Annotated in this window: 20 protein-coding genes; 2 read left to right on the forward strand and 18 right to left on the reverse strand. The window is 59.8% G+C overall.

The annotated features are described in order from the left end of the window. The first annotated feature begins 137 nt into the window (after positions 1-137). Both RGU70_RS11355 and RGU70_RS11360 read left to right on the forward strand, forming a co-directional pair. Positions 138-590 carry a MerR family transcriptional regulator gene (locus RGU70_RS11355; protein WP_322209508.1) on the forward strand — a complete coding sequence of 151 codons (453 nt, stop codon included), beginning with the start codon at positions 138-140 and terminating at the stop codon, positions 588-590. After that, on the forward strand, positions 556-1,554 hold the full coding sequence (locus tag RGU70_RS11360; protein ID WP_322209509.1) for an aldo/keto reductase: 999 nt from the start codon (positions 556-558) through the stop codon (positions 1,552-1,554). The genes RGU70_RS11355 and RGU70_RS11360 overlap by 35 nt, the downstream gene beginning before the upstream one ends. A 16-nt stretch (positions 1,555-1,570) precedes the next feature. Here RGU70_RS11360 and RGU70_RS11365 read toward each other — a convergent pair whose 3' ends face one another. From RGU70_RS11365 to RGU70_RS11450, 18 genes are read right to left on the reverse strand one after another with little or no spacing between them, the layout of a single operon-like run. Then, complete coding sequence (locus RGU70_RS11365) at positions 1,571-2,305, reverse strand: 4'-phosphopantetheinyl transferase family protein (RefSeq protein WP_322209510.1); 735 nt, start codon at positions 2,303-2,305, stop codon at positions 1,571-1,573. Positions 2,306-2,361: 56 nt separating this feature from the next. After that, positions 2,362-3,603, reverse strand: coding sequence for a beta-ketoacyl-ACP synthase (locus RGU70_RS11370; protein WP_322209511.1), 1,242 nt, complete (start codon positions 3,601-3,603; stop codon positions 2,362-2,364). After that, positions 3,600-4,349 carry a 3-oxoacyl-ACP reductase FabG gene (gene fabG / locus RGU70_RS11375; RefSeq protein ID WP_322209512.1) on the reverse strand — a complete coding sequence of 250 codons (750 nt, stop codon included), beginning with the start codon at positions 4,347-4,349 and terminating at the stop codon, positions 3,600-3,602. The genes RGU70_RS11370 and fabG overlap by 4 nt, the downstream gene beginning before the upstream one ends. After that, a complete protein-coding gene (locus tag RGU70_RS11380) occupies positions 4,346-4,798 on the reverse strand; it encodes a hotdog family protein (RefSeq protein WP_322210783.1) in 453 nt (150 codons plus the stop codon). Before RGU70_RS11380 ends, fabG begins: the two co-directional genes overlap by 4 nt. A 7-nt stretch (positions 4,799-4,805) precedes the next feature. Then, the gene (locus tag RGU70_RS11385) at positions 4,806-5,993 is read right to left on the reverse strand and encodes a beta-ketoacyl-ACP synthase (protein WP_322209513.1); all 1,188 of its coding nucleotides are present in this window, start codon (positions 5,991-5,993) and stop codon (positions 4,806-4,808) included. A 7-nt stretch (positions 5,994-6,000) separates the two neighbouring features. After that, positions 6,001-6,588: a DUF3261 domain-containing protein gene (locus tag RGU70_RS11390; protein WP_322209514.1), complete on the reverse strand. Its 588-nt coding sequence runs from the start codon at positions 6,586-6,588 to the stop codon at positions 6,001-6,003. Between the two features lie 41 nt (positions 6,589-6,629). Further along, a complete protein-coding gene (locus tag RGU70_RS11395; RefSeq protein WP_322209515.1) occupies positions 6,630-7,859 on the reverse strand; it encodes an NAD(P)/FAD-dependent oxidoreductase in 1,230 nt (409 codons plus the stop codon). Beyond that, positions 7,846-10,302, reverse strand: coding sequence for an MMPL family transporter (locus RGU70_RS11400; RefSeq protein WP_416186564.1), 2,457 nt, complete (start codon positions 10,300-10,302; stop codon positions 7,846-7,848). The genes RGU70_RS11395 and RGU70_RS11400 overlap by 14 nt, the downstream gene beginning before the upstream one ends. Further along, complete coding sequence (locus RGU70_RS11405) at positions 10,295-10,927, reverse strand: outer membrane lipoprotein carrier protein LolA (RefSeq protein ID WP_416186511.1); 633 nt, start codon at positions 10,925-10,927, stop codon at positions 10,295-10,297. The genes RGU70_RS11400 and RGU70_RS11405 overlap by 8 nt, the downstream gene beginning before the upstream one ends. Beyond that, complete coding sequence (locus tag RGU70_RS11410; RefSeq protein ID WP_322209516.1) at positions 10,924-12,504, reverse strand: aromatic amino acid ammonia-lyase; 1,581 nt, start codon at positions 12,502-12,504, stop codon at positions 10,924-10,926. The genes RGU70_RS11405 and RGU70_RS11410 overlap by 4 nt, the downstream gene beginning before the upstream one ends. Next, a complete protein-coding gene (locus RGU70_RS11415; protein WP_322209517.1) occupies positions 12,491-13,447 on the reverse strand; it encodes an acyltransferase in 957 nt (318 codons plus the stop codon). Before RGU70_RS11415 ends, RGU70_RS11410 begins: the two co-directional genes overlap by 14 nt. Beyond that, positions 13,444-14,196, reverse strand: a complete 753-nt coding sequence (locus tag RGU70_RS11420; RefSeq protein WP_322209518.1) for a glycosyltransferase family 2 protein — start codon at positions 14,194-14,196, stop codon at positions 13,444-13,446. The genes RGU70_RS11415 and RGU70_RS11420 overlap by 4 nt, the downstream gene beginning before the upstream one ends. Further along, positions 14,193-15,980 (reverse strand): AMP-binding protein, encoded by a 1,788-nt coding sequence (locus RGU70_RS11425; protein WP_322209519.1) that lies wholly within the window; start codon positions 15,978-15,980, stop codon positions 14,193-14,195. The genes RGU70_RS11420 and RGU70_RS11425 overlap by 4 nt, the downstream gene beginning before the upstream one ends. Continuing rightward, positions 15,973-16,530 (reverse strand): hypothetical protein, encoded by a 558-nt coding sequence (locus tag RGU70_RS11430; RefSeq protein WP_322209520.1) that lies wholly within the window; start codon positions 16,528-16,530, stop codon positions 15,973-15,975. The genes RGU70_RS11425 and RGU70_RS11430 overlap by 8 nt, the downstream gene beginning before the upstream one ends. Beyond that, positions 16,517-16,798 (reverse strand): acyl carrier protein, encoded by a 282-nt coding sequence (locus RGU70_RS11435; RefSeq protein WP_322209521.1) that lies wholly within the window; start codon positions 16,796-16,798, stop codon positions 16,517-16,519. The genes RGU70_RS11430 and RGU70_RS11435 overlap by 14 nt, the downstream gene beginning before the upstream one ends. After that, entirely contained in the window at positions 16,795-17,076 is a 282-nt protein-coding gene (locus RGU70_RS11440; protein ID WP_322209522.1) for a phosphopantetheine-binding protein, read from the reverse strand. Before RGU70_RS11440 ends, RGU70_RS11435 begins: the two co-directional genes overlap by 4 nt. After that, the gene (locus RGU70_RS11445) at positions 17,063-17,854 is read right to left on the reverse strand and encodes a lysophospholipid acyltransferase family protein (RefSeq protein WP_322209523.1); all 792 of its coding nucleotides are present in this window, start codon (positions 17,852-17,854) and stop codon (positions 17,063-17,065) included. The genes RGU70_RS11440 and RGU70_RS11445 overlap by 14 nt, the downstream gene beginning before the upstream one ends. Next, positions 17,847-18,644: a beta-ketoacyl synthase chain length factor gene (locus RGU70_RS11450; protein ID WP_322210786.1), complete on the reverse strand. Its 798-nt coding sequence runs from the start codon at positions 18,642-18,644 to the stop codon at positions 17,847-17,849. The genes RGU70_RS11445 and RGU70_RS11450 overlap by 8 nt, the downstream gene beginning before the upstream one ends. Positions 18,645-18,720: the final 76 nt, after the last annotated feature.

Consider the following 18,720-nt stretch of genomic DNA (forward strand, 5'->3'; position numbering starts at 1 on the left):
AATGCTATTTCTGCACGCCAATATCCTCTGCGCCTACAGCATTGCTGCGATCACTTACCGCCGCGAGGGAAAAACGGCATGAAAACAAAGAGAAACGCGCTTGACTTCGAGCGCGCTCAAACTAATACACTTAATCCATGACAACTTCCCTGACGATTCAACAAGCTGCCGCAGCAACCGGACTGACCGTGCATACCTTGCGTTATTACGAGCGCATCGGTCTGATTGATCCGATTCCACGCCAGGACAATAGCCATCGTCTTTACCGTCAAGAGGACATGGTGTGGATAGAATTTTTGCTGAAGCTGCGCTCGACCGGCTTACCGATCCGGCAAATGCAGCGCTATGCCGAATTGCGCAGATTGGGAAATCAACGGGAAAGTGTGTCGGAACGCAAAGCGCTGCTCGAACAGCACACGCTTTCACTGGAAGCCACGCTCGCCGATTTGCAAAGCACGCTGGTCGTCATGCACAAGAAAATTGCCATGTACGGCGAGCTTGAAAGCACACTCGCACCGAGCATTGCCCCTCTCACTCTGGATAAGGACTATGCACATGAACGCAAACATCAGCACCCGCCGCTTAGGTAACGGCCCCACGGTTTCCGCCATTGGTCTTGGCTGCATGGGCATGAGCGATTTTTATGCCAACCGCGACGACACCGAATCCATCGCCACCATTCACCGCGCCCTCGAACTGGGCATCAACTTCCTCGATACCGCCGACATGTACGGCCCCTACATCAACGAAGAATTAATTGCCAAAGCGATCAAGGGAAAACGCGACCAGGTTTTTATCGCCACGAAATTCGGCATTGTGCGCGACACCAGCAATCCGACCGCGCGCGGCATCAACGGCACTCCGGACTACATCCGCAGCTCGGTCGAAGGTAGTCTGAAACGCCTGGGCATAGAAACCATTGACCTCTATTACCAGCACCGTATCGACCCGAAAACACCGATTGAAGATTCGATGGGCGCGCTGGCGGATCTGGTCAAGGCCGGCAAAATCCGTTACATCGGCTTGTCCGAAGCCTCGGCCGAAACGCTGGAACGCGCCCACAAAGTGCATCCGGTCACGGCGCTGCAAACCGAATACTCGCTCTGGACGCGCGATCCCGAGCAAAACATCCTGGCAACCTGCCGCAAGCTAGGCATCGGTTTCGTGCCGTATAGCCCGCTGGGACGCGGATTTCTCACCGGTGCCATCACTTCGCCGGAGCAATTCGCCAAAGACGACTACCGCCGTCATTCCCCGCGCTTTCAGGGCGAGAACTTCAGCAAGAATCTGCTGCTGGTCGAAAAAGTCAAAGAACTGGCCGCTAAAAACGGCTGCACACCGGGACAACTGGCGCTGGCCTGGGTACTGGCACAAGGCAATGACATCGTGCCTATTCCCGGTACCAAACGCCGTAGCTATCTGGAAGAAAATATCGGCGCGCTCAATTTATCGCTGAGCAAAGCGCAACTGGCGGAGCTGGAAGCCATCTTCCCGATGGGCGCAGCCACCGGCGGCCGTTACACAGATGAAGGCATGAAAACCGTCAATAACTAAGAATAATTAAGCAGGACTAAGACGGCTCGGAGGACTCCCGCAAGGGAGGGCGCGTCAGCAACGCTTGCCAAGGCAATTCGATGCGCTTGAGTGGCTGGTCCGCGCCAACAGCCTGGTCGCTGCATACGCAGACAGACAGGAGCGGGTGAGGGGGTATCGTGCAATGCCACGCTGCCCCCGCTGCCTGCGCTAGTAAAAACTCCCCCTTTTCATCGATGATCGCTTGCCGCAAGCCCGTACCGTGCAGCTTGAAGCGCGCCTCTTTCGCCGTCCATAAACGATAAAATTCCCCCGCTCTGGCAGCTGCCGTTTGCTGCATCAGCCAGGCATGCTCCTGCGGCGCGAATGCCGACCGGCTGATCGCCTCGATATCGCGCCCGGCGCGCGGCATTTCTATATCGAGTCCAACGGTAGTGGTCGCGCTGACCACGCACGCTACCCAAGCCTGACTATGCGCAAGACTAAAGTGGGGCGCAGTACATCCAAGAGGAAGGCTAAGGGCAGGTGCTTGTCCGGCTTGCTCGATTACCGTGATGGATGCCGGATCAATGTTTTCGAGCGCGGCAATGGCGTGCCGCAGCAGCAATCGCCCCAGCAGAAATTCCTGCGCACGTCGGGGACGGACGAAAGAGGCCAGGCGTTGTTGTTCGCTCACGCCCAGCAAGACAGCTTGCTGCGGCCATTGTCCGGCGGGAATTGCATTGCCATCGACCAGCCATAAAGTGGCGCAGGGCGCAGGGTTTTGGCTCACAGGAGGACTCAATTTCGGCTTATTTTTAGCGCAATTGCCACTCAAGCGCCGCGCATTTACGGATGCCGCTTGAAAATCAGCGAAGTGTTAATCCCGCCAAACGCAAAATTATTCGACATCACGTATTCGCAGTCGATGCGCCGGCCTTCGCCGACGATGTAATCGAGTTGTCCGCAGAGCGGATCAACCGTAGTTAAATTCAGATTCGGCGCAAACCAGTTGTTGCGCATCATCTCAATGCTCATCCAGGCTTCCAGCGCCCCGCACGCGCCTAGGGTGTGTCCCATATAGCTTTTGAGCGAGCTGACCGGCGTTGCCGCACCGAAAATCTGCGCGGTCGCTTGCGATTCCGCCACATCGCCATGTTGGGTGCCAGTGCCGTGCGCATTGACGTAGCCGATGGCCGAGGCCGGCAAACCCGCATCCTCCAGCGCCAGCCCGATGGCGATTTTCATGGTGTCGACGTTGGGATTCGTAATGTGGCGGCCATCGCTGTTGGTGCCGAAACCGACCAGTTCCGCATAGATTCTGGCACCGCGCGCCTGCGCATGTTCCAGCTCTTCCAGTATCAGACTGCCTGCCCCTTCGCCCAGCACCAGACCGTCGCGCTGCGCATCGAAAGGGCGGGGCGTCAGTTGCGGCGTGTCGTTGACGGTGCTGGTGGCATACAAGGTATCGAACACCGCCGCTTCGCTGGCGCATAACTCATCGGAACCCCCGGCAATCATGATCCGCTGACGGCCGCTGCGTATCGTTTCATAGGCATAGCCCAGACCCTGACTGCCCGAGGTGCAGGCGCTGGAGGTGGTAATGATGCGACCGGTAATGCCAAAAAACACCCCCATATTGACCGGCGCGGTATGCGCCATCATTTTCAGATAGGTATTGGCATTAATGTTGCGCGTGCTTTTTTCGGCAAACATCATGCTGAAATCGGCAATCGCGTCGGGCGTGCCGGCAGAAGAACCGTAAGCAATTCCGACATGACCGCTTTGCAGCAGCGGATCGTCCAGCAAACCGGCATCGGCCAGCGCCAACTCGCTGGCGCGGGTCGCCATCACGGCGACTCTGCCCATGCTGCGCATGGATTTGCGGTTATAGCGGTCGGACAAAGCGAATGCCGCCGCCGGTGCGCCCAGCCGCGTATGCAAGCCATCGTAGGCATCCCATTCGTCCATGCGCACTACGGCATTGCGGTAGCTGTGGAGTTTCTCCTGCACCGCCGCCCAGTCATTGCCGATAGGGCTGATACCAGCCATGCCGGTCACGACGACGCGACGTTCCTGAGCGAGCCTCATGCAAGACCTCCGTTGACCGAAATCACCTGCCGCGTGATGTAGGCCGCGTCTTCGCTCATCAGAAAGGCAACGGCGGCAGCCACTTCCTCCGGTTTGCCGATGCGCCGCAGCGGCACCATTTTCAGCATTTCTTCCAGCGGCGCATCCTGCGTCATGTCAGTATCGATTAAACCCGGCGCAACGCAATTGACCGTAATCTGCCGCTTCGCCAGTTCCAGCGCCAAGGCCTTGGTCGCACCGATAATGCCGGCCTTGGCGGCGCTGTAATTGACTTGCCCGCGATTGCCCACCAGTCCCGACACCGAGGCCAGCGTGACGATACGGCCCGGCTGACGGCGATGCACCATCGGCATCGTCAGCGGATGCAGGACATTGTAAAAACCATCCAGATTGGTTCTCAGCACGCTGTCCCAGTCTTCCCCCGGCATCGCCGGAAAGGCATGGTCACGCGCAATTCCGGCGTTGCAGACAATGCCGTAATAGCAGCCGTGCTGTTCCACATCCTGCAAGAGAATAGCGGCGGCGGCGGCCCGGTCCGACACATCGAATTGCACGATTCTGACCGCACGCCCCAGCGCCCTGATCTCCTGTGCCACGGCGTCGGCAGCGTCGCGCTGAAGATGGCAATGCAGCACGATGTCGTAGCCGTCACGCGCCAGCCGCAAGGCAATCGCCTTGCCTATGCCTCGGCTGGAACCGGTAACCAGTACCGTTTCAGCGGGTGTGTTGTCTGCTGCGCTAGTCATTCCGCATTTCCTTTGAGAAATTGTTCCGCATCATCCGGCTGAAAGACGGTCAAGATCGCCTGAGCCAGTACTTGCTGTGTTTGTTTGTCCGACACCGTGCAATCGAAAGAACCCAGCCCATTTTCCGCTTTCAGCAGCCGGCTGGCACGCACTTGCAGGGTACGGCCGGGTGCAAAAAAAGAGCAATGCGCTACGTAACGGCGGGTTCCCAGCAGGAAGCCTATCCTGATCGCTTCGCCTTGCCGCCGCGCATGGTAACCCGCCTGGGCAGCGATAGTTTGCGCCATGTATTCGATACCGATCCAGGCCCCCACGCCCTGCGCGCCATAAAACATCACGGACGGATGGATATCCACCTCCGCGCACAGAGTTTTTTCGTCGGCCTCTACGATGCGATCGAGCAAGGACATGGCGCCGCTATGCGGTACGACCAAGTGAACATCCGGCATTTCCACGTCAGCTTCTCCCGAAAATCAGTACAGCGTTACTTCCGCCAAAAGCAAAGGAATTACTCAGCACCCAGCGCGGCGGATGGCCCAGCCTGAATCCGGGCGCCACCACTTGCAAGGCTGGCAAAGCGGAATCGGCCACCCCATCCCACAGGTGCGGCGGCAAGCGGCCTTCGGCGTTGTCGTCCTGCATCGTCAGCCAGCACAGCCCGGCTTCTACCGCGCTGGCCGCGCCGAGAGCATGGCCGGTCAGCGGCTTGGTGGAACTGACGGGAAGATGTTCGCCGAACAGGCCATGGATCACCTTCGACTCCATGGCGTCATTTTGCGGCGTAGCCGTGCCATGCAGATTGATGTACTCAATATCCCCGGCGCTAATGTCCGCCCGCGACAGCGCCTGCGCAATCGCCAATCGCGCACCGCCGCCTTCAGGATCGGGGGATGAGATATGGTAGGCATCAGACGACTCGCCCCAACCACGCAAAGCCACGGTTGCCGGTTGGCTGCTCATCAGAAACAGCGCTGCGCCTTCGCCGATATTGATGCCATTCCGATGCGCGCTCAGGGGATTGCAGCGGCTTTCACTGAGCGATTGCAGCGCGTCAAAACCGCCGACAGTAAAGCGGCACAGGGAATCGACCCCGCCGCTGATGACCGCGTCGCACAGCCCCATGCGGATCAGACGCGCCGCACTAGCCATGGCTTTGGCGCTGGATGCGCAGGCGCTGGAATGCACGTAAGCGGGGCCGCTCACTCCCAGCGTTTGCGCCAGTGCTTGCGCTACCGATCCCAGTTCTTGCTGGGCGTAATCGAATTCGGGCGGGAAGACTCCCTGTTGCAGATGGTGGCTGAATGCCGCCTCACCCTCGGCGATGCCGGAGGTGCTGGTGCCGACGATCACGCCTATCCTGTCCGCGCCGAAGCGTGCGATAGCGGCATCGACCTCGTGACGAATCTGCGCCAGCGCTGCCAATGCCAGCCGGTTATTCCGGCTTTGCTGGCCCAAGGGCAAGTGCGCCACCGACGGCAAGGCGGCATCGTCTTGCGCAATACGTCCCAGAGACAGGGTTTTGCCCGGCGAATAGTGACTGGTCGCGACCACGCCGCTGTCAGCGGCAAACAAGCGGCGATGGATTTCCGTGTGGGTCTGTCCCAGCGGACACACCATGCCGAGGGCATTCAGATAGATCATCATGGCGTAGTCATGGTGCAGTGGCGACCGACTCAATGGTCAGCCGATAACGATAGCGGTAATTGGTCAGCATGACCGTCCCGCCCCAGGCTTTGTGGTCGGGATAGTCGATCTGAAGAATCTCTTCGCCCTTTAGACGCACAATACGGCGACCGTTCTGTTCTTCCAGCGTCCAGCCGTCAGGCAAGGCGGCACGGATGGCGGCGGCGGGCCATAAAGTCAGTTGAATGTCTTCCAGCACATCTTCGCCCTTGATCTGCTGCGGCAGCATGACATGACGCCAGGTCGTTAATTCTTTCCCGTCGTAATGCAGCGTCAGCACGCGCCTGCCAGCGGCCAGTCCGACCAGATCGAGGCGCTGAGTATCGATTTCCAGCGCGGTATCGAGTTCATTGGTGCGACCGTCGCGCTCCACCGAAAGGTGCTGTTGCAGACTGAGTGTTTCACCCAGCGCAGCGGGTGAGAGTTGCAAACCTATTCTTGCCGAGGGGCGACCGGGCTGCTGATCCGGTTGCGGCGTCGTGCAGGCGGCAAGCAGCCAGCAAACACTGCCTATGCTTGCTGCGCGTCGCAGTGCCTGCATCACTCTGAATTTCATTGTTCCGAATTTCATTGTTCCGAATTTCATCGTCCCTGAGTTCATGCGCATAGCTGCTCCAATGTCGCCAGCCGCCGCTTGCTTTCGCTGACGTAGGGATTGCTGCGGTCCCAGGCATAGCCGGCCAGAATCGATGAAATCATGCGACGGATCTGCGGTTCTTGCTGCTCGTGGAAAATCACGTCCTGAAAACCGCCGGCGTACCAGGAATCGACAAAGGTGCGGAAGGTATCGACTCCTTGTTTCAAGGGGACGGCGTAGTCGGCTTCCCAATCGGTTGCAATTCCGGCGAATTGACGCTCCAGCACGGCCGCTGCCAGTTGCGCCGATTTCATGGCAATCGTCATGCCCGACGAAAAAATCGGATCGAGAAATTCGCCGGCGTTGCCAAGCAAGGCATAGCCATCGCCCCACAGGGATTTGACGTTGGCGGCATAGCCCTGAATCTGCCGCGCCGGGGTGTCCCAGCTAGCGTGTTGCAGCAAGTCGCGCAGGGCGGGGTCTTCGCCGACCAGCTCGCGCAGACGTTCGGTCTCCGTACCGGGCGTGACGGCCAGGAAACTGCTTTCCGCCACCACGCCAATCGAACAGCGCCCGTTGGCAAACGGGATCAGCCAGTACCAGACGTCACGGTGCTGTGGATGCACTGTGATGCGGATTTTGTTGCGGTCGAAGCTGCCGCTGGGAATGCCGTCAGCAATATGGGTGAAAATCGCGCCGCGTACAGGAAATCCGGACGGCGTTTCCAGTTGCAAGAGTCGCGGCAGTACCCGGCCAAAGCCGCTGGCGTCGAGCAGAAAGCGCGACTCAACCGCATAGTCATGCCCCTCGGGATGGCGTACCGTGGTGCGCTGGCGCTGCGCCGACAAGTCCACCGCCGTGACGGTGTGCCGATAGCGCACGACCGCGCCCTGACGTTCCGCCTGCTGCGCCAGCAGCTGGTCGAAATCGGCGCGCTGCACCTGATAAGTCGTACCCCATCCGGCGCAATGTTTGTCGCGGAAATCGAAATCGGTATAGCGATTGCCCTGCACAAAAGCCGCCCCGTTCTTGAATTGGAAACCGGCTTCCACCACGGTTTGCAGCATCCCGGCCTGCTCCAAAAACTCCATGCTCTGCGGCAACAGGCTTTCGCCTATGCTGAAGCGGGGGAACTGTTCGCGTTCCAGCACCAGAACCTGCCGACCCTGCTGACGCAAGAGCGCCGCAGCGACCGCACCCGCCGGACCGGCACCGATGATGAGCACATCGCATTGTTCAATGGGGGACATGATGTTGATCCTTATTTTCTGGAGTAAGCAAAGGAAGAGAAAAGCAGGGCGCAAGACCCCAAATGGCCGCCATGCCCAGCAGCATGGTCAAACCGAAGGCATGCAAGGGGGGACTGCCGCTCAGCGCCAGCAAGCCGAAGGAAAACAGCGCGCTCAGTGCCGATAGCCCCACGGTCAGCCAGGCAAAGCGACGTTGCCGGTCCGCCGGTTCCTGCAAGAAAATGCCGTAATCGACACCCAGTCCCAGAATCAGCAGGCAGGCCAGCACATGGAAGAGTTGCAGCGGTATGCCGCACCAGCCAAACAGCGCGATCACACCCAGACTGGCCAGCGCCGGCGGTGCAATCACACGCCAGGCGGCGCGGCGATAGCGCAGCAATAGCAGCAGATAAATGGCAAGGTAGGCCCCCACAATGCCCCAGCTCATGGTCTGGCGGTAATACGACAGCACTGAGGAAATTTCCGATGCCTTGTCCATCCACAGTACCGACGAGCCAGTTTGCGCAGAGGGCGTTAATAGTGTTAATGGGGGCGATTGCGCCAGTTGCGCCAGTCGCGGCAGGTTGCGATAGTCGTTCAGGCCGCGCAACGCAACGATGCTGGCGTATCCCTTGGACGTTTTGCCCAGCCACAGATGCCGCCACGGTTCACCGGCAGGCGATTTAAGGAAATCGTCGGGCGTGAGTAAAGACGTCTGCTGTAGCAAATGTTGTCGTAGTTTCTCTGCCCAGGCTGGCTCTTCGCCTATGGCTTTTGCGACGGCCGTCAGCGGCCCGCCAGTCGCCAGCAGCGTGCGCTCGACCAGTGCGCGGTTGGCTTTTTGCACACCGCTCGAAGGCACCCAGTTGGAGATCGCCTGATAGCCGCTGATGATGTGCTCGTCAATCAAGGGCGCGAGTTGCTGTTTCAGTAATTCTTCCTGCGCCAGCACGGCGTCGGCGGAAGCGGCCTGCACCAGATAAAACTGCACCGGCGTCGGCGCATCGAGCAATTTTCCCAGTTTGAGCTGGTCGGCCAGCAGGACTTTGTTCGGTGTCTGCAAGGCGCGGATATCGTCGCTCACGGTCAGGCGGCTCAGGCCAGCGATGGCCAGCGCGACCAGTAAGACGGCGGCGGCCATCGTTTTCCAGTGCCAGCGCAGCACCGGCCAGTGACGCAGGCTGAGGCTGTAGCGGTCGGCCAGCGCGGTAGTCTGAAAGGAATCGGCCCGCACCAGCCACGGCAACCAGCACACCGTGGTCAGCCACGCAAACACCAGCCCTGCGCTGGAAAAGACCGCCATTTGCTGGATGCCGGGAAAGGGCGTCAGCGCCAGTCCAAAATAACCGATCAGCGCCGCCGCCAGCATCAGCCCCAGGCCAGGCACAAGCTGTCGCATCAGGCGCGGCGAACTCAGCGTGGCGGGCGTGCCGAGACGGGCGCAGAGGAAGTAAATGCTGTAGTCCTGCGCGATGCCGATCAGACTGGCACCGAATACCAGCGTGAGCAAATGGATTTTTCCGAACACCAGCCAGCTCACCGACAGCGCACCGAGGCAGCCGACCAGCAGCGACAAGGCAATCAGCGCAATCGGTTTGAGCGAGCGGAAACTACACCACATCATGAGCAGGATGCCGATCAGGGAACCGATGCCTATGGTCGACATTTCATGGCTGGCCTGACGACTGGCGGCCGCGGCATGCAGCAAAATGCCGGCCTGTACGATTTCGACGTCGGGAGCGGATTGGCGTGCCGCTTTTGCGGCGTCGGCCAGCACCGGCAGCACGGTGTCTTGCGCGGCCATGGAAAAGGCGGCTTGCTGCACCGTCATCAACACCACGGCATACGAACGGCCCTTGCTTTCTACAAAGAGCTTGCCGTCACGCGGGCGCACCGGTGTTTCCTGCGCTCTCTCCTGCACCCAGCCGCTGAACAGACCGAAGGGATCATCTTGCCAGGAGCCGAGTTTGGGACCGGAAAACGCGCCGTACAGACCACTCAAGGCCGTTTCCACCCATTGCGACGGCGGGGCGGTTTGCAATGCGCTGCGCTGCGCCGGGGTCAGCAGCCTGAGCCGGGCCGGCGTGAAAGTTTTGAGCCAGTCGTTCTGCACCTGCTGGCCAATGTCGCCCGGGGATTGCAATACCGCCGGATGCTGCCGGATCACGGCGTCATAGGCATCGGCGGCGCGGGCGGCTTGCGGCCAGTCGTCGGCACCGATCAGCACCACCATGCGTTGCTGGGCGGCATCCACCATCTGACGGAAAGCTTGCTGCAAGACCGGGTCCTGTTGTCCCGATGGCAGCAATGCCAGGATGTTGGTGTCGGGGCCGTTGCGCTGGCCTAGCCAGAGAGAGGCGTTATGCCCCAGCAGCAGGCTGACGACCAGCAGCCAGAGCAGCGGCAGGCCGCGCAGTTTCTTATGGAGTTTATTACGCAGTTTATTACGTAGTTTATTAATCAAATGCACGTTTTTCTTCCGCGTTCATGGCACCGGCTCCGCTGTTGATGGCGGAAAAGAGGATGTCGGTGCTATCGCCGCCGACTTCGCGCAAGCTCACTTTATTGACGTAGGCCGCACCTTCCAGCGTCACATCGCCCAGCGCTTTGGCCAACGCCGGTTGACGCGCCTTGAGGGCGACCGACCAGTGGCCGTTCTTGATCGCACCATCGAGTTCAAACAGCTTGTCCAGTTGCGCCAGATCGCCCGCCAACAGCGAAAACAGGACTTCATTGATCATCTTGACCACCGGTTCCTGTGTCGCTTCGAGTCGCATTGCGACCCGCTCACCCTGCTTTTGCACGATTTCGTCGCGGGTCAGGCGCAGGGTATTGGGAAACGGCAGCAAGGTGCGCCACAGCACGCCTTTGCCGGCGACGACGCAAAACCGTCCGCTCGACAGCAGCGGTTTTTTAATCCCGGTCAGCAGTTTGCTTTGTTCAAAGTGGCCGCACAGGATGTCCGGTTTGGCCAGTGCGGCCTGAATTTGCGCCACCGGTGCTGCCGCCCAGGAGGCAGAGGAGATGGCAAGGGAGAAGGCAGTCATCAGTAAAATCACGGTGGCAAGCAGGCGGCGTGGCTGATTCATCGGTATAGCTCCCAGGCTTGTGTGCGGATGTGGTGGAGTAGCTGTAGCAGATCGGGCTGCAGCATGCGGTCTTCGATAATGGCGGGGATGGTCTCGCTCAGGCTGCTTTGCATGGCGGCCAGATGACCATTCGGCAAATCGGCCAGCGTGTGCGCGCCGGTGTCGGGGTGCATTTCAGCCCGTAGCCAGACTCCCTGTCGCACAGCGATCAGCAACGCGGCCACGACTTGCTCGGTCAGTTCCAGGATGCGCAGGCAGTCGCGTGCGGCGATGGTACCCATGCTGACTTTGTCCTGATTGTGGCATTCGGTGGAGCGCGAAAACACCGAGGCGGGCATGGTCAGCTTGAGCGCTTCGGCGGTCCATGCCGAGACGCTGATTTGCAGCGCCTTGAGACCATGATTGATGGCGGCGCGTGGCCCTGTTGCGCCGGACAGATTGGCCGGCAAGCCGTTGTTGTAGCGGCTATCGACCAGCAAGGCCATCTGGCGGTCGAGTAGGTCGGCGATATTGGCGACGGCGTTTTTCATGCTGTCCATCGCAAAGGCGATATGGCCGCCGTAGAAATGTCCACCATGCAGCACGCGCTCGTTATCGGCGTCGATGATGGGATTGTCGTTGGCGCTATTCAATTCATTTTCAATCGAGTTACGCATCCACGGCAGGGCGTCGGCCAGTACGCCGATTACATGCGGCGCACAGCGAATCGAATAGCGGTCTTGCAGACGTTTTTCGTTGCGCAGCGGCTGATCGCAGGGCAAGTCGGTTTGCAGCCAGGCGGCGATTTGCTGCAAGCCGGGGTGAGGCTTAACCGAAAACAGGGTGGCGTCGAAGTGGTGGGCGTTACCGTCGAGCGCGAACGAGGCCATGGCGGTAATGCGGGTGGCGATACGGGTCAGGTAGTCGGCGCGCCGGTAGGCGAGGCAGGCCAGCGCGGTCATGACGGCGGTGCCGTTCATGATCGCCAGACCTTCTTTGGGACGCAGCCGCAGCGGCGTCAATCCTGCTGCTGGCAAGGCTTGCGCGGCGGCAACGGTGGTGCCGCCGTCGCCCCACACCTGACGTTCGCCGCACAAGACGGCGGCCACATAGGACAGCGGCGTCAGGTCGCCGCTGGCACCGACCGATCCCTCGCAGGGAATGACCGGCAGCAGATCGTGTTGCAGCAGCGCGGCCAGTTGTTGCAGCAGACCGACACTGACGCCGGAATAGCCTTTTGACAGCGAGACCAGTCTGACCGCCAGGATCGCCCGCGTCTGTTGGGGCGTGAACGGCGTTCCTAGTCCGCAGCCGTGATAGGTGTAGAGATGATGGGGTAGTTCGGCCACCAGTTCCGGCGGTACGGTGACGGTGCAGGAATCGCCATAACCGGTAGTGACGCCATAGACCACGCCGTCTTCGCGCAATAAGCGGTCGAGGAAATCGGCACCGCGCTGAATATGCGCCCGGAATGGGGCAGCGTCGGACAACGCGGCGGACGCATCGCGCAGGGCGAGGTCGGCGATATCTTCAATTGTCAGCGGATGGCGGTCGAAAGTGACGCAGCGTGCGGAGGGAGACAGTTCAGTGAGGGGCATGGTGGTCACCGGTATCGGGTAAAACCCAGAAATCGTAAAAATTGAACCATTGCAGCGGGGTGCGCAGGCAGTGGTGCGTCAGTCGTGCGGCGTAGTCGGCCACCATTACATCCAGTAGCAATGTGCGATTTTTGCGCGGTAGCAGGAGCTGCTCGCAGAAGAGTTCGAAGTGAAACTCGGCGCCGGTCGGCAGGCGCTGGGAAAACATCAGGTAGACCGGGCATTCCAGCACGCTGGCCAGCACGTAAGGGCCGACCGGAAACGGTGCGCGTTTGCCCAGGAAATCGGCGAAGGCCACACGCGGCCCGGGTGAGACCGGAATGCGGTCGCCGGCAATGACGACGAATTCGCCACGGGACACTTTTTCCTTTAATTGCAGCGCGGTAAAGGGCGTGATTTCCGTGACTTGCATCAGGTTGAGCTGGCTGTCGGGGTCCAGACTGGCCAGCAGGCGGTTGAAGGCTTGCGCATGTTTGGTATGCACCAGTACCGTCATTTTCAGCCCCGGGCATAGTCGGGCGGCGAGGCGGCATAATTCCAGATTGCCCAAATGGGCGCAGATCAGCAGCCCGCCGCGTTGCTGCGCGATGTTGTCCAGGATCGCTTCCTGCCCGATATAGCGGATATCGTCGAGCTTGAGTTGCCCGCCCCATAGCAGCATCTTGTCGAGCAGGCTTTCGGCGAAGGCGGCGAAGTGGCGCAGGACGCCGGGCAAGCCGGTGGCTACCGGCGCATCCGGCGCAAACGCATGCAGCTGATCGAGATAGGTTTTCGATGCCTTGCGTGCGGCCGGATTGGTGAGCATGTACCACCCCAGCACCGGATACAGCAGCACCCGGAACGGCCATTTTCCACCGTAGCGATAAATAAGGAACAGCAGCCGCATGCCGGCGACGAAAGTCACTTCGTCGATTTGCGCCCAGTGCCTGGTTCGGGGCTTCATGGCGCGCCTTTGGTGCGTGAGAGGGTGCGGATCAATAATTGGGGAAAGCGTCGCAGCATGCCGAAAAACAGACGGCTGTGCATGCAGGTAATGAGCACGTTGTCGCGCACCATCCGAAAATGCGAGACGCCATCGGTGGGGTAAACCACGCGGGTGGGCAGGTTGATGACCTCCAGACCGTCCCAATACAGCCGGACCAGCACATCGGTATCGAAATCCATGTGCCGGCCGATGCGGTGTTGCTCTGCCAGTCGCATGAACGCCGGTAAAGGGTAGAGACGGAAACCGCACATGGAATCGCGGATGGCGAACGAGAGGGTGTTGATCCAGACCCAGACATGGGTCAGGTAGCGTGCATAAAAACGCAGCCCGGGTACGCTGTCGTCGTATTGCGGACAGCCGGCGATGACGGCTTGCGGATGCGCCGTCGCTGCGGCGATAAAACGCGGAATATCGGTGCTGGCGTGCTGGCCGTCGGCGTCGATTTGCAGTGCATGGCTATAGCCACTGGCAGCGGCATGCCGCATACCGCTCACGACGGCGGCGCCTTTGCCCTGATTGTGCGGATGGCGCAATAGAGTGACTTTATCCGGCGCGGCGCGGACGATCCGATCCAGCGTGCGCGCGCAGAGGACGCTGCTGCCGTCGTCGACCAGAATGCAAGGCAAGCCTTGCGCGAGGACGGCGTTGACCACAGCGTCGATTGCCTCTTCATGGTCGTAGACGGGAATGACGGCGCACAGATTCATGATGAGGCTCCAAAGGAAATACGACCGCTGGAATGTGGGGCGTCACCGGTGTAAAAACGGAAGCTCAGTACGGATTTGAGGGGGTCGTAGTCCAGTTGCAGCATGACGGTGTCGCCGGGACGGATCACGCGCTGGAATTTGAGCGCCTGCATGCCGGTGAACAGCGGGGGCATAGCGAAATGGTGCTGTGCATAGAGAATCGCCCACTCGACCTGCGCTACGCCCGGCAGCACAGGGGCATTCTGAAAATGGCCGTCGAAGTAATGCAGGTCGGCGGCAATGCTCAGTTGCATGAGGAGATGCTGCGCCTCTTGCTTGAGTACGATGTAATGTGGCTCGGTGGGACGGGCAGGCGGATCGAGCAGGGCCAGCAAGGCGGCATGGGAAATTTTCCCCTGGGTGTTGACGGGCAGGGCGTCGGGATAGCGCCAGCGGCGCGGCAGGGCGACCGGTTCCACGGTGTCGGCCAGTACGTCGCGCAGGCTTTGGTTGAGAGCGATTTTCCCCTTGGCGGCGAGGATGTGCCGACCTTCCTCACTGAGGACAATGAAGGCGGCAATGCGTTGCCGCGTTCCCGGGCCTTCGCTGACCAGTGTGTGCGCCTGAAGCACCAGTGGCGAGCTGCACAGGCGCTGTTCTATGACGTCGAGGGAGATGCGTTTTTCTTCCAGTTTGACGATGCGGTCGCTGCGGCCTTGCAGGAAAAATCGGCCCTTGTCCGCTGGCGTTGCGCTATCGGCCATCTTCAGCCATGCAAGGTCGGGTAAATGGGGGGAGCTAATTTCCAGCGTGCCTGAGTTTGCCGGGTCGGTATCGGTACCGGTATCGGTGTTGGGGTCGGATTGCTTGCTGTCGTCCACGATACGGAAGCACACGCCCGGCATCGCTTGCCAGCTTTCATCGACTACGGGGACGCCTGCGCGCTGACGCCAGGCAATGCCGCCGGTTTCGGAGCTGCCGTAAATTTCTATCGGCACGCATCCGAAACGCTGGGCGCTGGTCTGTGCGCTTGCCAGCGACAGCGGGCCGCCGGAGGAAAACACGGCGCGCAGGTGGGTGTTGTCGAAGGCGACGGGACTATCGGGGAAGCGTTTCAGTTGCGCCGGGCTGGCCACCAGCAGGCAATTGCGGCGCGACAAGGCAGCGGCCAGTTCCTCGGGAAAGAGAATCTGCTCGGCGTGCATGGCGCGTCCGGCGCTCAGCGGCCACAGCACTTTGAAGAGCAGTCCGTAGATGTGCTGATGCGAAACGGTGGCGATAACGTCGGCCGATCCGAGCTGATCGCCGAACAGATTTTCCAGCGAGGCCACTTCCGCCGCCAGTTGCGCTAATTTTTTGGGAATGGCGCGCGGGGTGCCGGTGCTGCCGGAGGTGTGTACTACCAGACCGATCAGATCGGGATCGAGCGCATTCAGCGATGGGGTGTCTGCTGGCAGTTCCTGTGACAACGGCAAGCTCAAGGGCGACCACGCAGCGTCAAAATCACCGAGGTAGGCGTCCACTTCCAGACTCAGGGCGCGACAGGTGGCGGGCAGCATATCGCCGGGCAGGACGATGGTTTTGCCAGCCTGCCATGCGCCGAACAGGATGCCAGCGAAGGCCACGCTGTCATTACTATAGAGGGCAAACTTGCGGCCGGGATGTTGTTGCAAAAAGGCGTGCCAGGCCGCTACCTGTTGTTGGAATTGAAGGTGGCTGACCGCTTGCTGACCGCGCCAGGCAATGAGCTGTTCTGGCGGCCTGTCTGAAAAAGGTACGCGCAGCATGTCGATAACTTCAGACATGGTATTGCCGCCTGACCCGAATCCGTACCAGATATTCGCCGCAGAAAAGCGTGGCCATCAAGCCATAGGAAATGACGCCGGTGTACAGCGACCAGACGGCAGCCGACATCCACAGCGCGGTCGCCAGGGCAATGCTGCCGTTGATGATAAAAAAGACACACCAGATTTGCGTGACACGACGGGTGTAGGCCACCGCTTGTGGGGGTAAATCCGGTTCTTTCAGACGTGCCATGCGTTCGATAAAAGAGGGCGGATAGATGAGGCTATAGCCGAATAACGCGAGCATGGCTACGCTGACCGCTACCGGGTAGAGCTTGAGCGGCAGGGCGGCGTTGCCCCAGAAAATCAGCGCGGTCAGCGCCAGCAGGGCGATAGCCCACCAGCCGCGTCCTCGGACACTACGCATGGTCAGTAGACGCGCAGCGGCAACGGCGGCCAGCAGCAAGGCCATCCATCGCGGCTCGACATGGCCGTCTGCCAGCCAGATGAGCAAGGGATAGAGCAGGGTAAGGAGGAGGACCGGAAGGGTCCAGAGATCATGCTTTTTCATCGGCCTTCAGGGTTTCGATGACATTGACGATGTCCTGCACGGTGCGCACGCTGCGAAAAACTTCCGGCTGCAGGCGCTTTCCGGTCGACTGGCTCAGTTTCACGACAATATCGACCGCATCGATGCTGTCGATGTCGAGATCGGCATATAAATTCGATTCCAGCTGGATATTGGTTTTGTCGATTTCAAACATGTCGTGCAGCATGTCCACAATCCAGAGGTACAGCTGGTCGCGGTTCATGTCGTGGACATTGAGTAACGTTGTCATGCGGGGGCCTTTGCTGGTTGTTGGTTGCCGTTGATGAGGGTTGCCAGCGTCTGCACGGAAGCGAAATGCCGGCGGGTATCTTCCGAATTCGCGGAAAAGGCAATGCCGTAGCGCTTTTGCAAGGCAACGCCGAGTTCCAGCGCGTCGATGGAGTCGAGCCCGAGGCCGGGACCCGATCCGAACAGGGGCGCGGCGCTATTGATGTCGGCTGGGTTCAGGTCTTCCAGCTGGAGTACGGCGATGATGACGCGCTTGATTTCTTCTTCAAGTTGTTGCATGGACTTGGCTTTCTTGGATGAAATAGGTTTGCAAATAATCGCTCAGGTGTCTTGCCGCCATGGCGGGATTGGCCTGTTGCGACACGATAGGGTGTGTCTCTATATCCGCTTGAATCTGGATATCGAAGCAAGCGACTGTGGCTGGCACCTGCCACCACTTCCCGCCCTTGCTCAACGTGGCCGGTGTGCAGCGGATGATGGCCGGCGTGACATCGAAGCCGCCGCGCACCGCCAGATTGGCCGCGCCGCGTTTGAAGCGGATCTGACCATCGGTGGGCGTGCGCGAGCCCTCCGGAAAGATGATCAGGTTGCCGCCAGCTTGCAAAATCGCCATGCAGTCGGCCATGAGTTCAGGACCGTGGTTATTGCGCAGGTAACCCGCTGTGCGCAAAGGGCCGCGCATGAAGGGGTTATTCCACAGGGAATTGTTAATAATGCAATTGGTCTGTCCGGCAAAGGCCATTAAAAATACGGTGTCAATCAGAGTTGGATGATTGGCAATAATGAGCAAACCGCGCCTTTGCAAGCGCTCCAGTCCGCTGATCCGGTAGCGGATGACGCCTAAGAAGCGCATCACATTAATAAAAATGCGGAAAGACAGGCCGATGCTCTCCCTTGCCAGTTCAGCGCGTCGTTGCGGGTCTCTTACCGTTAAATCCATTAGGGGGCAAATGCCCACTCTCCATAGCAATCCGCCCAAGCCGAAGGCGACAAAACTCAGGCCGGTGCCGACGATGCGCCAGCTTTGGTCGATAGTTCTGCGGCAGCCTTCAAGCATGATGGCTCCAGCGCCACATTTTCCCGTTGCCCCTACGCTCCAGAGACGGTTCCCGACGCAAACGGAAACGCAGAATTTGTAATCCGGCCGCTTCCACGGGGAGATCGTCCGCGCGCTCATCTGCGTAGTCATCTGCGCGTTCATCTACGTTACCGGCGGCATTCTTGTCCTGCGCCCTCCAGGTCAAGCGGATACAGTCCGATTGCGCCGGTTGTAGCAGCCAGGCCCAGGCAAATGCCTGACCGCCGCCGTGATAGGCAGAAAACACCTCGGGCAGCTTACTGTCGAAGGCGACTAGCAGCACTTGCGGCGCACCGTCAGCCAGCAAGCCACAGGCGTCAATGACAGCGTGTTCAATGGTGTCCGGTCCGGCAGCGATGGCAATATTGTTGCCGTGATCGTTGCGGGCAATCGACAGCAGGCCTGCGCTGGCATTGTGTACCGACAAACTGAATGCAGCCGGCGACATCGGTACGTTGCCCGCCAGTTCCTGCAACAAGTCGACTGCCCGTGCGCATTCTCCATCGCGCGAGGCAAATACCACCGGAATACTGGCTTGCACACCCAGACACGCCGAGGCAACTTTCAGCGCCATTTTTCCGGCGGCGCTGGCGCGTCGACGCACATTGGCGGGCAAGGCGCTGAGGTCAGGCTCTCGTCGCTCGGCGGAAGTCGGATTGCCGTCGGCCCAGGCCAGCCAGTCTGCTTCTGTTTCAAGGCCGGGCGCCCAGGACGTCTGTGACGCTATGGAAAAACTGACACCGTTAGAAGGCATGTTTTTTAATTTCACTGTCAAGATTAACTTCTGTCATCACGGCAGTTTTGCAATGCGCTACAACGATAAATAAATATTTCAAAATTAATAA

Origin of the sequence: Herbaspirillum sp. RTI4 (assembly GCF_034313965.1) — a bacterium.
Taxonomy (GTDB): domain Bacteria; phylum Pseudomonadota; class Gammaproteobacteria; order Burkholderiales; family Burkholderiaceae_D; genus Herbaspirillum.

Bases quoted from the DNA above. Each gene is read 5' to 3' on its own strand.
- RGU70_RS11355 (WP_322209508.1), top strand. From the start codon at position 138: ATGACAACTTCCCTGACGATTCAACAAGCTGCCGCAGCAACCGGACTG.
- RGU70_RS11360 (WP_322209509.1), top strand. From the start codon at position 556: ATGAACGCAAACATCAGCACCCGCCGCTTAGGTAACGGCCCCACGGTT.
- RGU70_RS11370 (WP_322209511.1), bottom strand. From the start codon at position 3,603: ATGAGGCTCGCTCAGGAACGTCGCGTCGTCGTGACCGGCATGGCTGGT.
- fabG (WP_322209512.1), bottom strand. From the start codon at position 4,349: ATGACTAGCGCAGCAGACAACACACCCGCTGAAACGGTACTGGTTACC.
- RGU70_RS11380 (WP_322210783.1), bottom strand. From the start codon at position 4,798: ATGCCGGATGTTCACTTGGTCGTACCGCATAGCGGCGCCATGTCCTTG.
- RGU70_RS11385 (WP_322209513.1), bottom strand. From the start codon at position 5,993: ATGATGATCTATCTGAATGCCCTCGGCATGGTGTGTCCGCTGGGACAG.
- RGU70_RS11390 (WP_322209514.1), bottom strand. From the start codon at position 6,588: ATGAAATTCAGAGTGATGCAGGCACTGCGACGCGCAGCAAGCATAGGC.
- RGU70_RS11395 (WP_322209515.1), bottom strand. From the start codon at position 7,859: ATGTCCCCCATTGAACAATGCGATGTGCTCATCATCGGTGCCGGTCCG.
- RGU70_RS11405 (WP_416186511.1), bottom strand. From the start codon at position 10,927: ATGAATCAGCCACGCCGCCTGCTTGCCACCGTGATTTTACTGATGACT.
- RGU70_RS11410 (WP_322209516.1), bottom strand. From the start codon at position 12,504: ATGCCCCTCACTGAACTGTCTCCCTCCGCACGCTGCGTCACTTTCGAC.
- RGU70_RS11415 (WP_322209517.1), bottom strand. From the start codon at position 13,447: ATGAAGCCCCGAACCAGGCACTGGGCGCAAATCGACGAAGTGACTTTC.
- RGU70_RS11420 (WP_322209518.1), bottom strand. From the start codon at position 14,196: ATGAATCTGTGCGCCGTCATTCCCGTCTACGACCATGAAGAGGCAATC.
- RGU70_RS11425 (WP_322209519.1), bottom strand. From the start codon at position 15,980: ATGTCTGAAGTTATCGACATGCTGCGCGTACCTTTTTCAGACAGGCCG.
- RGU70_RS11430 (WP_322209520.1), bottom strand. From the start codon at position 16,530: ATGAAAAAGCATGATCTCTGGACCCTTCCGGTCCTCCTCCTTACCCTG.
- RGU70_RS11435 (WP_322209521.1), bottom strand. From the start codon at position 16,798: ATGACAACGTTACTCAATGTCCACGACATGAACCGCGACCAGCTGTAC.
- RGU70_RS11440 (WP_322209522.1), bottom strand. From the start codon at position 17,076: ATGCAACAACTTGAAGAAGAAATCAAGCGCGTCATCATCGCCGTACTC.
- RGU70_RS11445 (WP_322209523.1), bottom strand. From the start codon at position 17,854: ATGCTTGAAGGCTGCCGCAGAACTATCGACCAAAGCTGGCGCATCGTC.